11 protein-coding genes are annotated in these 15,005 nt (G+C 30.6%); 8 read left to right on the top strand and 3 right to left on the bottom strand.

The genetic code is table 11. From position 1 onward, the window contains the following. The first annotated feature begins 624 nt into the window (after positions 1-624). From GXK57_RS18060 to GXK57_RS18045, 4 genes are all read left to right on the top strand, one after another. Entirely contained in the window at positions 625-978 is a 354-nt protein-coding gene (locus tag GXK57_RS18060) for a hypothetical protein (protein ID WP_160678983.1), read from the top strand. A 306-nt stretch (positions 979-1,284) separates the two neighbouring features. Next, positions 1,285-6,330, top strand: coding sequence for an alpha-amylase family glycosyl hydrolase (locus tag GXK57_RS18055; RefSeq protein ID WP_160678981.1), 5,046 nt, complete (start codon positions 1,285-1,287; stop codon positions 6,328-6,330). A gap of 124 nt (positions 6,331-6,454) precedes the next feature. Next, a complete protein-coding gene (locus GXK57_RS18050; protein ID WP_160678979.1) occupies positions 6,455-7,516 on the top strand; it encodes a HAMP domain-containing sensor histidine kinase in 1,062 nt (353 codons plus the stop codon). Further along, a complete protein-coding gene (locus tag GXK57_RS18045; protein ID WP_202127743.1) occupies positions 7,491-7,868 on the top strand; it encodes a response regulator in 378 nt (125 codons plus the stop codon). Before GXK57_RS18050 ends, GXK57_RS18045 begins: the two co-directional genes overlap by 26 nt. Positions 7,869-8,040: 172 nt before the next feature. Here GXK57_RS18045 and ispF read toward each other — a convergent pair whose 3' ends face one another. Then, the gene (ispF, locus tag GXK57_RS18040; protein WP_160678977.1) at positions 8,041-8,508 is read right to left on the bottom strand and encodes a 2-C-methyl-D-erythritol 2,4-cyclodiphosphate synthase; all 468 of its coding nucleotides are present in this window, start codon (positions 8,506-8,508) and stop codon (positions 8,041-8,043) included. A gap of 530 nt (positions 8,509-9,038) precedes the next feature. Between ispF and GXK57_RS18035 the strand changes: the two genes are divergently transcribed. From GXK57_RS18035 to rluF, 3 genes are read left to right on the top strand one after another with little or no spacing between them, the layout of a single operon-like run. Beyond that, the gene (locus GXK57_RS18035) at positions 9,039-9,653 is read left to right on the top strand and encodes a class D sortase (RefSeq protein WP_160678975.1); all 615 of its coding nucleotides are present in this window, start codon (positions 9,039-9,041) and stop codon (positions 9,651-9,653) included. A 48-nt stretch (positions 9,654-9,701) separates the two neighbouring features. Beyond that, positions 9,702-10,742: a hypothetical protein gene (locus GXK57_RS18030; protein WP_160678973.1), complete on the top strand. Its 1,041-nt coding sequence runs from the start codon at positions 9,702-9,704 to the stop codon at positions 10,740-10,742. 21 nt (positions 10,743-10,763) lie between these two features. Then, positions 10,764-11,540, top strand: coding sequence for a 23S rRNA pseudouridine(2604) synthase RluF (rluF, locus tag GXK57_RS18025; RefSeq protein ID WP_160678971.1), 777 nt, complete (start codon positions 10,764-10,766; stop codon positions 11,538-11,540). A gap of 129 nt (positions 11,541-11,669) precedes the next feature. On the opposite strand, the gene GXK57_RS18020 is transcribed toward rluF, so the two are convergent. Together GXK57_RS18020 and GXK57_RS18015 are read right to left on the bottom strand one after the other, a co-directional pair. After that, a complete protein-coding gene (locus GXK57_RS18020; protein ID WP_160678969.1) occupies positions 11,670-12,587 on the bottom strand; it encodes a polysaccharide deacetylase family protein in 918 nt (305 codons plus the stop codon). A gap of 139 nt (positions 12,588-12,726) precedes the next feature. After that, on the bottom strand, positions 12,727-13,644 hold the full coding sequence (locus GXK57_RS18015; protein ID WP_160678967.1) for a polysaccharide deacetylase family protein: 918 nt from the start codon (positions 13,642-13,644) through the stop codon (positions 12,727-12,729). Between the two features lie 314 nt (positions 13,645-13,958). Between GXK57_RS18015 and GXK57_RS18010 the strand changes: the two genes are divergently transcribed. Then, positions 13,959-14,666 (top strand): DUF3298 and DUF4163 domain-containing protein, encoded by a 708-nt coding sequence (locus GXK57_RS18010; RefSeq protein WP_160678965.1) that lies wholly within the window; start codon positions 13,959-13,961, stop codon positions 14,664-14,666. Positions 14,667-15,005 lie beyond the last annotated feature (339 nt).

Below are 15,005 nucleotides of genomic sequence, written 5' to 3'. Positions count from 1 at the left end.
ATCGTAGATTATGATTTTTTTGTTTTATAGGCGTTTATATAGTTTTTTTACTGTGTAGCAATTACCTGTGCAATCTAAAGCAATGGCAAAAGCATAATGAAAAAGCTTGTTTTTTCGTAGAAAAGTATAAGATTAAATTGTAATTATATTCATATTATGGCATTGTATTGCAAAGTGATGAATTGGGGTATAAATATGTTTATATATATAAATTTAATTTTATTAATTTTATTATTTTCTTTTTTTGTATATAGAATTAAATCTAGATATAGTTCTAGAAAAAGTAAGGTTAACTTTTTTATGAGAGAATTGGTATACTTTATTATTTTGATAGTTCTACTATATGGAGAAACTCTATTTTTTACTGTAAGGTAAAGTCTGTAACTTTAAGAGAGTATCTTAACACTACCTTTAAAATAACACAAAGAATATAAATTGGCTAGCGATTCTTATTAAGGTTAAAATGAATAAACCATGAATTTATTTATAAGTATTATTGAGTAGGTTATACATAAAATATATCTAGTGAAAGGTTTCTTTATACATCTTTTTTGATATATTTGAGAAACCAATTCAATTATCAACAAGCATAGATTTTGAAAATCTTGTAAGGAGGTAATACTTATGGATGATGGAAGAAGACATGAAATAGAAAATAGAATAAATCAAATAGTTGATACAGTAGAAAAGTATACAAGAACAGAAAGGCATCTAGAACAAAATTTAGATATAATCTCTGAAGATCAATTAGAACATACAGAAAAGATACAAAATGCTAGAAAAAGAGAGATAGATACATTGAAAGATAAAATTGTTTACGGCGACAATTATAAAGAAGACGAAGAGCAAAATATAATTGATAATATGATAAATAGTGCAGGCTATATAAAGAATAATGCTGATAATATGCCTAAAAAGAATCTAGAAAACTTGCTAGAAAAGCAGGAGAATAGAAAAGATCATTTAGAAACCTTTTAAGTTTTAGTGAATAAAAAGTTAAAGGCGGTACATTTTTATGTGCCGCCTTTAATTTCTTATTAGTTGTAACATCGTGGTGAGATTAAGTTAATGTTTATAATATGCTTTAGTAGCAAACTGCGGATATAGAGAGAGGATTTAAAATGTAGCATTAAAGGAATGAATTGTAATAAGTCACAAAAGCTATGCATATAATTCAGTAAAAGCCATAAATGAATTATTTTTATTAAGCTGTATAATATAAATTGTAATGCAAACGATTTCGTTAAAAATGCAATCGGTTGCATAAATATAAGGGGGGATAGTATGAGGAAAAAGTATTACAAAGTTCTAAGCTTTTTTGCTTGTCTTACAGTATTTGTTACTATGTTTAGCAATATTTACGTAAAGCCGGCAATAGCTGAGGATAAGGTTAGTGTAACGGCTGATGCAATGGCTACAATTGTTGGTGACTTTTTCGGTGATAAATCGCCAGATAATTGGAATCCATCTAATCTTAAGGGATTAATGAAGGAGTATAAAAGTGGTATATATGAGACTTCATTAGATCTTAAGGCAGGAAGTTATGAGTACAAAGTAGCAATGAATAGAGCTTTTGATGAGAACTATGGTAAAGATGGTGCTCAGGGCGGCAGTAATGTAAAGCTACAGTTGGACAAAGATACTAAAGTGTACTTTAGACTTGATTACAAACAAAAGAAATTATACGATTCTATAAATAACGCAGATCAGTTTAAGGCTAAAGCTATACTTACAGGTAATATAGACAATCTTTTAGAAAATGGTAAGTCATGGGATCCTACTGATGACAACTTTAAGCTTGATTATATAGGTGGAGGAGTTTATAAGAAAACCTTTAATATAAAGGAATCTGCTAAGGCTAATGAATATAATCTTGAGTACAAAGTGGCTTACAATGGGGCGTGGAGCAACGGTGAAGTTAGTGACAATGTAAAGGTAACTATACCTAAAGGTACAAATCAAATAACGATTATAGCAGATTATTTACAAGGATATGTTAGTAATGATGTTCTTGTTAAAGAGTCTTCAAAAAACCCATCTATTATAGGAACAATAAGAAATGGTGGAGAAGCTGTAAACTGGAAGGTTGATGCAACAGGATGGGAGTTACAACCTTTAAGCAAAGATGGTTTATTTGTATTTTCTGGATATTTTGCTACTGCAGGAGACTATCAATACAAGATAGTCAATAATTACTCTTGGGATGATGGTGGACTACCTGCATCAGGGAATGTGTCTGTCAATATACCTAGTTCAGGAAAATACGTAGTATTTGTTGCTGATGAAAAGAATAAAACAGTTTATGACTCAATAAGCAATTATTCAAAGGTTGCTGAGTTACTAGGGCTTCAAGATGCACCTAAGCCACCAGTGAAGCTTAGTGGTCCTGTATTAAATGATAATGGTACAGTTAAGTTTCAATATCAAGGTTCTGATGCAAAAGAGGTTTACTTAGTAGGAAGTATAACTAATTGGCAAAATAATAAAATCAAGATGACTAAAGATGATGATGGTATTTGGTCAACCTCTGTAAGAGTAGGGGATCAGGCTAAAGATATAGAATATAAGTTTATTGTTGATGGAAACTTGGTTCAAGATCCTAGCAACACAGAAGTTAAAGATGATAATTCACTTTATAAGTTCCCAGGCTTTTCAGGAAGAAAAGTGGTTATAGCAGGAACTATCCAGACTGCTGCAGGTGAGTCTGCTTGGACACCAGGATCAGATAAAACAAAGATGGATTATGTAGGAAATGGTAAGTATAAGCTTACAGTAAAGGATGTGCCTTCAGGCAGCTATGAGTATAAGGTAGCTATGGGAAGCTGGACAGAAAACTATGGACAGAAGGCTGTAAAGGATGGTTCTAATATTCCTTTAACTGTATCTAAAGCAGGAGATGTTACTTTCTACTACAATGATGATAGTCATTTTGTAGTGGATTCTACTAACTATACTGTGGTAGATGCATATATAAGCGGACCAGAACTTACAGAAAAAGTTAAGCTTGAAGACAATGACTATAAGGGAATATATTCTGCGGTGATTAACCTAAAGAAAGGTGTTCATGATAAGTTAGTAGTTGAATGTTCAGGAAAGACATATAATGTTAATACAATAAATCTTGCTGAAGATAAGCTAGTAACTATTAACTTTGATCCAATAACTGAAACTGTATTTAATGATGCGGCTTCAGTAAAGATTAATGAAGATGAGGTTTCTTTTGACTCAAAGGATTCTAGCTATAAGCTTCCTTTTGGTGCAGTAAAAGAAGGGGAAGATTTGACCTTTAATTTAAAAGCTGCAAAAGATGATTTGACAGAAGCTAAACTTATATTAAAAGGTCCAGATGGAATAAATAAATATGAAATGACTAAGAAGGGTGCTTTTGATGAAAAGCACGATAAATGGACAATAAAGCTGAATTTAAAGACAATAGGTCAATATACTTATTATTTCGTTATATCAAATGGATCTGATGTAAAGACTTATAGTGATGATGATGGTTATTTTGGTTTAGGAAAAGTAGGAGATTTATCTTCAGTTCTAGAATATGGTTTAAATGTATATAAGAAAGATTTTAAAACTCCAGATTGGATGAAAAACGGTGTTGTATATCAAATCTTCCCAGATAGATTCTTCAATGGAGATAACAGTAACGACTTCCTACAGAAGATTTCAAGGGGAATGACTCCATATGAATTCTATACGAATTGGTATAATACTACTGAAGATCCTGAGCTAGAGTATCTAAAGGATAAGGATGGAAACGTAATAAAAGATGAAAACGGAAATCCTAAGATAAATCCTGAATATAAAGGTACAGTAGGTGATGGTAATTGGAGTAATGAAATGTATGGCGGAGATCTTCAAGGTGTAGAAAAGAAACTTGATTATCTAAAAGCTTTAGGTGTTACTATACTTTACTTCAACCCGGTAGGCCAATCTATTTCAAGTCATAGATATGATACAACAGATTATTCAAAGGTAGACCCATTACTTGGTAATATGCAAGATTTTGCTAACCTTACTAAAGCAGCAAGTGAAAAAGGCATGCATGTGGTTTTAGATGGAGTATTTAATCATGTATCTGATGACTCCGTATATTTTGATAGATATGACAAGTATATGACTAAGAATAAACCTATAGGAGCATATCAATATTGGTCAAGAGTATATGACCTTATGAATTCTAAGAATATTACTCAACAAGACGCAGAGAAGCAGGTAACTGAAGATTTGGCTGCTATGGGTATAACTGACTTACACTATAAAGATTGGTTTAAAATTGATAATAGCAAGGTAGATGTGGGCTTGCCAACTGAGCATTATAACTATGAAGGCTGGTGGGGTTATGATTCAATGCCAGTTATACAAGCTTTAAATGGTTCAGAATATCAAGTTAAATCTTGGGCTAATGAGATAATTGATGGTCAAGATGCTATATCTAGAATGTGGTTAAGACAAGGTTCTAATGGATGGAGACTTGATGTTGCTAATGAAGTTTCAGATGAAACTTGGAGACATTTTAGAGGGGCAGTTAAGTCAGAGGGAGATAACGTTATAATAGGCGAAATCTGGACAGATGCTTCAAGATACTTGCTTGGAGATATGTACGATTCCGTAATGAACTATAGATTTAGAGGAGCAGTCCTAGACTTTGCCAAGGGAACAAAGGATGATAACAAGACTGTTACTTCAGCAGCTGATTCTGTAAAGGAATTGGAAAAGATGAGAGAACAGTATCCAAGTGAAGCTTTTGAAGCTATGCTAAATTTAGTTGATTCTCATGATACTCAAAGAGTGCTTTCTGCTTTAGATGGATGGCAAAAAGGACAAAGAGGAATAGCTGGAGAAGCAACAGCTCAAGCTAAACAAAAACTAAGACTTGTACCATTCTTACAGATGACTTACCCAGGAGCTCCATGTATTTACTATGGTGACGAAGCTGGAATGGTTGGTGCTGATGACCCAGATAATAGAAGAGGAATGATTTGGGGAAAAGGTGACAAGGATATAGTAGAATGGTATGCTACTTTAGCTAATGTAAGAAATGCCTACAGTGTTCTTAGAACCGGTGATATAAACTCAATCAATGTAGATAAAACTAATGCAGATGATATAATAGCATTTACTAGAACAAATGCTGATAATAAAGCTTTAGTAGTTGCAAATAGAAAAACAGCAGCAGTAGAGCTTACATTAGATGCTAAAGGAATAAAGGACGGAACTAAGTTAACAAACATCTTAAATAAACAAGAAGTTTATACAGTAGTTGATGGTAAGGTTACAGTAAAAGTGCCAGCTATAGGTGGTGTAATTCTTGTTGATGAAGTTAAGAATGTGGTGATTAACGAAGATGCATTAAAAGATGCATATGATCCTAGTTTTATAGTACAGGAGAAAAAGGTACCTTCAAGTGATAAAGAAGTAGTTGCAGAACTATCAAAAGAAAACAATTCTGGAAAAGAAGTAGTTGTATCTAATCAGGTAGAAGAAGTAACTAGAGCTATATTTGATGCAGCAGCTAAAAATAAGGTTAAACCTATTATTCAAAGAGGAGATACTTCATTAACTATTGAAGATCCAAGTAAGATTAAAGATTTGCTTATTGCTTCTGGCCTTACTGGATTGATATTTGAAAGATATCCTAATATACAAAATCAAGCGGCTTTAAAGAATATAAAAGCTAAGTACTCACCAGAATTGGCACTTGAACTAAGAATAGACAATAATTTGCCTGATGGTAAGTTCCAGAGTAATGTAACTATTAAGCAAAAGATTGATAGCAAGTACAATGATAAAAATGTTTTTGTATATTATATAGATAAGGATGGTAACTTAGTCCTTATAAGTGAAAGTACTGTTAAAGATGGATATGTTTCTTTCCAGACAACACATTGCAGTGACTACCTAATTACAGATAAGAAGCTTGTAGATACAAGCACAGATAACAATGGAAATAGCGGTAATAGTGGTAATGGTAGTAGCAATACAGGCAGTGGAAACAATAATACTGGAAGCAATAGTGGAAATGGAAGTAACAACACTGGAACTACTGGAAGTGAAACAGGAAGTGGTAACAGCTCAAATGCTGGTAGTGCAGTAAGTGGTAATTCCTCTAATACTACTCAAGGAAATAATTCTAGCAGCTCAAATAGCAGTACAAATTCTAATTCAAATAACAACAATAAGCCTTCAACAAGCGCTGGAGTAAGTCAAATAAGTAAACTTGGAGGAGTTTCAAGTCTTTCTATGATAATACTAGCTATAGTTGTTATAGCTATAGGTGCGTTAATGGTAACGAGAAGAAAAAATCAATTGAATAAGTAGCTTATATGAGTTAAAATTACATTATAGGAAAAATGAAGGGGGCATGTCATTAAGACTGCCCCTTTTCATGTCAATAGGTGTATAAATATAGTTTATTTACTTATTATGACTTATGGAGGTATTTATGAGCGACAACAAAAAAAATAGGCTTAAATTAATATCTTTAATAGTAGTTTCACAAGTAATTTTAATTGGAGTTATTTATTTGTATATAAATAGAATTAACAATCATTTGATTAAGGATATATTGTTTTGTTATATATTAATTGGTTCAATAATAATATTTATAGTTAATTATCATTCGAAAAGAAAAGCCATTAAGAAGTTAGAAGGCATAATAAGTGAACAAGAGGAAACCATTAATAAATTGCTTGTGTTTAAGCAAACTGAAGAAAATCATTTTGAATTATTATCAGATGTTTCACATGAGTTGAGAACTCCTTTAACATCTATTATAGGATTTGCAAAAATAATAAGTAGAAGACTAAATAAGATAGTTATTCCATACATAAATAGAAATGATTCTAATAATGAAAGCAATGCTGGAGAGATAGATAAAGTTATTTCAGGGATAAGCAAGATAAGCGAAAATATAGAAATAATAATATCTGAGAGTGAACGATTGACATCGCTTATAAATAATTTACTGGATTTTTCAAAGCTTAGGTCAGATAAGGTTGATTGGAATATAGAAAAAACAGATTTGAGAGAATTAATAAGTAAGGGGATATTGATCTCATATTCTCTTATAGAAAATAAAGATATTGAACTAAATGATGAAATTAATAATAATGTTCCTTTAGTATATATTGATAAGAATAAGATATTGCAGGTAATAATTAATTTGCTATCCAATGCTATAAAGTTTACCGAGCAAGGTAAGATAGTTTGTAGAGCTTCACTATACAATGAAAATGAAGTTTTAGTAAGTGTTGAGGATACTGGAAAAGGTATAGAAGAACAGTATTACGAAAAGATTTTTAGGAGATTTGAGCAAATTCCTAGTGGTTCTGAAAAGCCACAGGGATCTGGTTTAGGATTGGTGATATGTAAAGCAATTGTTGAAAAACATGGAGGTAAGATATGGGTAGATAGTGAGATTTATAAGGGAAGTACTTTTTATTTTACTATTCCTATAAATAAATTTGAGGGTGAATATTATGAAAAAGTTGTTAATAGTAGATGATGATAATAATATAAGGTTATTGATAAAGCAAACTCTTGAGGAGTTGGAGGATATTGAGATATATGAGGCTGGAGATGCAGAGTCAGCTTTGGAATTCATAGAGAGAGTTCCAGTAGATTTGATACTATTAGATATAAGTCTACCAAATATGGATGGATACGAATTGCTAAGAAGATTAGGTTCCGTGGGATGTCAAAAGCACACTAAAACATTTATTATAACAGCAAAAGCCCAAGAAAAAGAAGTAAATGTAGGGATTGAGTTAGGTGCAGATATGTATATAACCAAGCCTTTTGACCCAGAATACTTACTTATAAAAACCTGTGAATATTTGGACATAAGTATAGAATAGAAAAATCTATAAGGCAGCATAAGTTTTATTTTGTATTCTTTCTCATATACATGCATTTAGCCATCTACACATACTTATATAAAAATTTATCTAAAAGCTAATTTCCTAAAGAATAAAAAATAAATCCCTACGATAATGATATACAAAATCCATTAGGGATTTATGTGATAGACTAATCAACAATACATACTGCCTGAGCAGAAATGCCTTCAAGTCTTCCAGTGAAGCCCAGGCCTTCTTCGGTGGTAGCCTTTATATTTATTTGGTCTAAAGAAATACCTAATACGGAAGCTATATTTTGTCTCATTTCATAAATAAATGATGCTAACTTAGGTTTTTGAGCAATTATAGTTGAATCTATATTTATTATTTTATAGTTCTGTTTTTCTAGTAAAAGTTTTACTTCTGCAAGTAACTTTAGGCTAGAAGCCCCTTTAAAGCGTATATCTGTATCAGGAAAGTGCTTACCTATATCACCAAGTGCTGCAGATCCTAATAGTGCATCCATAATTGCATGAAGCAGTACATCAGCATCTGAATGACCAAGCAGTCCTAAATCAAACGGAATTTTTACTCCACCAATTATAAGTTCTCTTCCTTCTACAAGCTTATGCACATCATAACCTGTGCCTATTCTCATATTTATCACCTCATATTCGTTTATGAATAGTATTTTATCACAAAAGCTGTTATAAGGTAATAAGCTTAAAATATTAGCTTGCTAATAATTATTCCTACATCGGTAAGACAAGTTTTCAGCTATAAGTTAATATCTAGAGTTACAGATAGTATAAACGTTTACAAAAACGCTATTATAAAATGTTATTTGTTTTATATACAGCAGATACATATTTTTTTGAATTAGATTTTCCAGAAAATATCCGTTTAAGTCCTAGGTGTATCTTGTGAAAAAATGATATTTTACACTCTTCTGAGGTAATGACTTTCTTTTTTAGGACGAAATCAACATATATTATATTATTTTTCATGGTATCACCTCACTAGAATATTTTATAATATTATTATAGCATAAAATTGAAAGAATATTAAGAAAAATTAAATTAAATAAAATCCTATATTAATTAGCTATATATGGCATTAAAATTAGAAGTAACTCTATGTTATAATATATTATATGATTTACTTATAAAAATGATTAGGGGGAAGTGTATGAAAAAGAAAATTATTAATATAGTTGCAGTGCTTTTAATAATTTGTGGAATATCGTTAATAGGGGCAACTATTTATATGAAGTATACAGCTCATAAAAGACAAGCTGAGCTTAGGGCATCATTTGAAAGTATGGTCGATAGTAATACTGATAAAGATACTAAGTCTGAGGATAAGTCTTCTGCCCCTAAAGATTCTAGTGCTCAAAAAGACCCTGAGGTAAGCAAAGTTAAGCCAATAGCTATACTTATAATTCCTAAAATAGATATAAATGTTGCTGTGGGAGAGGGCACCGGAAATGATTTATTAAGGTATGCTGTTGGACATTTTGAGAATACAGCTTTACCAGGAGAAAAGGGTAATTTATGTTTGGCTGGTCATAGAAACTTTACATATGCGGAATATTTTAAAGATTTGGATAAGCTTCAAAAGAATGATGAAATAATTGTAAAAACCAAAGATAAAGAGTTTACTTATTTAGTGACAAAAAGTTTTATTGTAAATCCTGATGAAGTAGATGTATTAAGCCCAACAAAGGATGAAACTATAACGTTAGTTACTTGTACTGTTGGAGCGAAGCAAAGGTTAATTGTAAAAGGTGCTTTGAAGAAATAGAGTATAAGATTAATACACTTAAGCTGTGAAGTTGGAGGAATATAAGGTATGAATCCTTTTTACAAAGATAAATATACGTTTTTATCCATTCCTAAAATAAAAGTAATTAGAGAAAATAAAGTTCTTTATGGAAAGCAAGTGGCATTGTTTATTAGAGAATTGAGACTGTATAGAGTTACCAATAAAAGCTTAGTAAGCAAGACACCAAAGTATGAGGTAAGAAATTACTTGTTAAATGTAGCTTTCTTTATTGTGCAAAATGGAGAGATACTGCAAGAAGTAGTATCTAAAAGAGAGCTTCCAATTTCAAAACTTACTAAATATATAGGTGCATCTAGAAGCACTTTAGAAAACTGGAGAGACTATTTAATAGGCTATGTATTATTACTTTCTAATCCAAATTATTTAGAGTTGAAAAAATATTTGAATATACAAGAAAGAAAAGATGAAATTAATAGCTTATCTATAGTTAATAAATCAAAGTACACTAGTAAAGAGTATATTGGAATATCATTAAAGAGTAGCAAAAACTATTCTGACATAGTAACTTCTACGGGAGAGTTTAAGCGAATTAAGAACAATGAATCAGATAAGAAAATAGGACAAGAACTAAGTGGATATGAGAAAAGAGGGTTTAAATACTATAAAAAAATCATAGCTGCAGTAGTTTTCTTTATGGTGCTTATTGGATCAACTGCTTTCTATATATATAATGAAAATTACACAACCTTAGTAGTTAACTCCAATTCTAAGCTGATTTTAGAAATAAATAGATTTAAGAAGATAAGCGACGCTTATTCTCAAAATGATAACAATCAAAAAATTCTTGATTCCTTAAATATTCAGTACGACAGTATAGACGATGGAATTGCTAAGCTTTTTCAGTATCTGAATGAACAGAAATTTTTATCAAATAAAGATATATTAATAGTGATTTCTGGACATAAATTAGATGATACGGATCTTCAGAAGTTAGAGCAATATATAGAAGATAATAATAAAGACAAAAAGAATGACAAAATTAATGTAACCGTAAATAATATGGGCGATGAAAAGAAAATAGAATACTCTAAGGAAAAGGTTCAATAGTATTTTTGAAAGGAATTTGTAATGAAGCAGGACTTAAGAAAAAAAAATCAGATTATCCATCATGAGAAAAAAGAAGATATAAGGATAAATAAATATATAAGTGAAACAGGAATATGCTCTAGAAGAGACGCGGATAAGTTAATAGAGCAAGGTCGTGTTACCATTGACGGCCAAAAAGCTACAACTGGAACCAAGGTAAGTGTTGGGCAAAAGGTGTTAATTGATGGGAAACCGATAAAAAAAGAAAATGATTTAGTGTATATAGCATTAAATAAACCTGTAGGAATAACCTGCACTACTGAAAAGAAAGTGAAAGGAAATATTGTGGATTTTGTAAAGCATGAAAAAAGAATATTTCCAATAGGAAGGTTGGATAAGGATTCTCAAGGTTTAATTCTGCTTACCAATGATGGTGATATAGTTAATAAGATTTTGAGAGCTGGAAATAATCATGAGAAGGAATATATTGTCACTGTAAATAAGACTATAAATGATGAATTTATATCTAACATGTCAAGAGGAGTTCCGATTTTAGGGATAGTGACAAAAAAGTGCTATGTAAAGAGAGAGGGAAAGAATGTATTTAGGATAATACTTACACAAGGATTGAACAGGCAGATCAGAAGGATGTGTGAGTACTTTGGATATAAAGTTACCAAGTTAGAAAGAATAAGAATAATGAATATTAACCTTGGTGGATTAAAGATAGGACAGTGGAGAAACTTAACCTCAAAAGAGATTTCTGGTATAAATAAACTAATATCTGAATCTATAAAGACTGAGGAAGCCTCTCTATAGTTAAAATGTATTCAGAATCTACAGATTTTTGTAAAAGTAAAGGCCCTGCATAAAGAGGTTTTGCCACCTCTTTATGCAGGGTCTTTATTAATAAGATTTTATGAATAGATTATTTTCAAAGTGGTTGTACTATTTCTTTTTTGAATTTAAGATATTAGTAAAGTCATTTAATGTGGTTTTACTGCCTACATAAAATCTATCTAGGTTATATAAGTTATCTTTTTTATCTGCTAATAGATTTTGCAGGTTAAAGGCCATTTTAAATCCTGCCTGCTCAGCAGCTTTTTTAGTATTTGGGCTAGGGCTGCTATATCCAAATGAAATATAATTTGTACCTTTATTTATAAGCCCTTCTAGAGATTGCTTTGACTGCTTCAAAGTAGATAGTTGTTTGTCTAGGCTTAATTTTGAAATATTAGAATCATCACCAATATGAACAGCAATATCTAAACCATAGTTTGAAAGTTCTTTTATTTGGTCAGTAGATAAGTAATTAGCAGTATTTACTGAATCATTAAGTACAAATATAGTAGCTTTAAAGTTAAGTTCTTTTAGAATTGGAAATACATTACTATAATTGCTTGAATAGCCGTTATCAAAAGTAAGGACTACAGACTTTTCAGGTATCTCTTTACCATCCTTTATATAGCTGTAGAATTCATCCATGGTCAAGGTGAAATAGCCATTATCTTTAAGATATTTCATCTCAGCCTTAAAAGCATCTGTATCTAAAGATAAATCTGAGCTTTTGTTACTATTTATATCATGATAACATAATACTGGAATGCCATTATCAGCATTAGTTAGTTTTAGGCCATCAAATCTATTCTTTGGTTCCACTGGAGCGTTATTTGTTTTATTACCATCATCGTTTTTTACTGGAGTACTAGGTTCTTTAGTAGAATTAGTAGCTTGTTCGCTTTTTTTTGTTTTTGAAGAATCTGAAACTGTTGATTTTCTCTTAGATTCTCCAAGAAATACAACGAAAATTATGGCAATAGTTAGAAGTAAGCATATTACCCATAAAAAAGTATTCTTTTTATTCATATAATCCGTCCCTCATTTATAGTGGTATTATGTAAGTTTTATATTTCTTTAAGATTAAAATATAAGTATAGAAGTAAATATAAATTTACTTGGCAGGTATATTATAACATAATATGCTTAATTATAACAAACATCAATATTATCTACTTTTGGTAGATAATATTTTAATAAAATAGTCTATTGAGTAGTTATTGCTTATGTAAAATCTATCTAAATTATATATGTTATCTTTTTTGTCGGTTAGCGCTCCATGTAAACTGAAGCCCATCTTATAACCAGCAGCAGCTGCTGCCTTTCTTGTATACATATTATATTTACCATAAGGATAAGCAAGATAATCAACAGGTTTATTTATTAAATCCTCAAGTTTTTCCTTAGAACTTTTTAAATTATCAGTTTGAGCTTTTAAATCCATCTTTGAAAGATCACAATGATTTGTTGTGTGGCTTTCTATATCTATACCATAGGACGTCATTTCCTTAATTTGCCCAGATGTCATGTAAGGTCCTAGATCTATGCAATCACTTATAATAAATATTGTAGCATTAAATCCAAATTCCTTAAGTACTGGAAAGGCATAAGTGTAATTTCCTACATATCCATCGTCAAAGGTTATTACTACCGGCTTTTCTGGAAGCGGACCATCTTCTTTTAAAAATGAATAGAGTTGATCCATGCTTAATGTGCTATATCCATTATCTTTTAGGTATTGCATCTGTTTTTTAAACTTATTAGGATCAAGTAAAAGTGGATTTCCTGGAGTAGGGTTTACATCATGATAGCATAAAACTGGTATTCCATAATTAATTTGTGGTTTTGATAACTCTTTTTCTACAGAGCCATAATTAGAAGATAAGTTGGTTCTATGAGTAACACTTTTTTCAATTATAGGACTATTTGTCATTTTTGTATTCTTAACTGATCTAAAAGCGTTAAAGTTAAATAAAGACAACGGGTTATAGCTAGGCTTTTGTAAGAGCGATAATGATTTTATTAAGATTAGTGGAATAATTAGTATTATAGCTAATCTAACAATTACACTCCTTTTATTATTCATAATTAGTCACCTTCTTTAATATTGGATATTTTAGAGTATCAACTATACTTAAAAATGCTGTTAAGTATAGACTAAATAAAAAAGTATATGTTTTTATTTACACAGTGTTTTTGGCAATATGTGATTAATAAATGATATTATTCCAAGAAACTTTAATAATATTCTCTAAAATACATATAATGGAAATTATGCACACTATCCACATTTGCCTGTGGATAAGTTGTTTAAATTTTGTGGGTTTTATGTTTACAACTGCTTATACTTATTGATGATGTGGATAAAATATTGTCAAAGGTATAAGGAGGAGTGAACTTATGATAAAGAAGGCAGGAAAATCAGTTATTATTGTATTATTATGCATACTTATGGCAGGAATGACTATTGTAGAAAGCGGGTATAAGTTTTCTGAGAGAGATATTAATGAAAACAAGTCTTACGGTACTATAAATATTAAGCTCCCTTTCATTAGTAATAATAGTAGTAATAATGTTAAGGAGTTTAATAGTATTGTAGAGGGAGATATAACTGATTGGGAGAAGGATTTAATCGAGCTTGCAAAGCAAGATGAAGCAGAGTCGAAGAGTAAGGGAGTTGATTTTAGGCCTTATTCTTTAGATACAACTTATAAGGTTCCATATAATACTAAAGATTTTGTGAGCTTAGTAGTTGATTATTATCAGTTTACAGGAGGAGCTCATGGGTTAACTACAAGAAATACATATAATTATGACTTTGTTAAAGGTAAAAGATTAAGACTCTTCGAATTGTTTAAAGATGGCTATGATTATCAAACTAAGATAAACAGCATAATTAAACAAGAAATTTCTAAAAATCCTGAAGAATACTTTCAAGATCAAGGTGGGTTTAAGGGAATAAAGAATAAACAAGACTTCTATATAGATAATGATGGGATAGTTATAGTGTTTCAATTATATGAAATTGCTCCATATGTAGCTGGTATAAGAGAGTTCCATATACCATTTTCTCAGCTTCAAGATGGATTATTATATAAGTTTCAATAATTGGTATTGAAATGTATAGAATCTCCTTAATAAAAACTTAATTTCAACAATATTATTAAACATAGGCTAATTATAATATAATACTTAAATAATATTGTTGAAGCAAGTTGCAATAGATAATATAATATGAGTATGGCAAAATATGTATGAGTTATATGCCGCTTCATAAATTAAGCTGTTGTCATGTGAAGTGGCATATTTTGTTCTTTAGTAAATTGTATTTCAGATAAAGTTGTGGATAAGTATATAAATACGGCTTAAATGTAGAAATAGAAGAAAGAATAAAAATTATGTCGCCTGCCAGAATTTCTTCACATACGTTCAGAAAAGGCAGATGCG

The organism is Clostridium sp. C8-1-8 (assembly GCF_009928445.1).
GTDB lineage: Bacteria > Bacillota > Clostridia > Clostridiales > Clostridiaceae > Clostridium_AR.
Note: the sequence above shows the minus strand (reverse complement) of the source record. Positions and strands in the feature narration are given on the sequence as shown.

Bases quoted from the DNA above. Each gene is read 5' to 3' on its own strand.
- rluF (WP_160678971.1), top strand. From the start codon at position 10,764: ATGAAGCAGGACTTAAGAAAAAAAAATCAGATTATCCATCATGAGAAA.
- GXK57_RS18015 (WP_160678967.1), bottom strand. From the start codon at position 13,644: ATGAATAATAAAAGGAGTGTAATTGTTAGATTAGCTATAATACTAATT.
- GXK57_RS18045 (WP_202127743.1), top strand. From the start codon at position 7,491: ATGAAAAAGTTGTTAATAGTAGATGATGATAATAATATAAGGTTATTG.
- GXK57_RS18030 (WP_160678973.1), top strand. From the start codon at position 9,702: ATGAATCCTTTTTACAAAGATAAATATACGTTTTTATCCATTCCTAAA.
- GXK57_RS18020 (WP_160678969.1), bottom strand. From the start codon at position 12,587: ATGAATAAAAAGAATACTTTTTTATGGGTAATATGCTTACTTCTAACT.
- ispF (WP_160678977.1), bottom strand. From the start codon at position 8,508: ATGAGAATAGGCACAGGTTATGATGTGCATAAGCTTGTAGAAGGAAGA.
- GXK57_RS18050 (WP_160678979.1), top strand. From the start codon at position 6,455: ATGAGCGACAACAAAAAAAATAGGCTTAAATTAATATCTTTAATAGTA.
- GXK57_RS18035 (WP_160678975.1), top strand. From the start codon at position 9,039: ATGAAAAAGAAAATTATTAATATAGTTGCAGTGCTTTTAATAATTTGT.
- GXK57_RS18010 (WP_160678965.1), top strand. From the start codon at position 13,959: ATGATAAAGAAGGCAGGAAAATCAGTTATTATTGTATTATTATGCATA.
- GXK57_RS18055 (WP_160678981.1), top strand. From the start codon at position 1,285: ATGAGGAAAAAGTATTACAAAGTTCTAAGCTTTTTTGCTTGTCTTACA.
- GXK57_RS18060 (WP_160678983.1), top strand. From the start codon at position 625: ATGGATGATGGAAGAAGACATGAAATAGAAAATAGAATAAATCAAATA.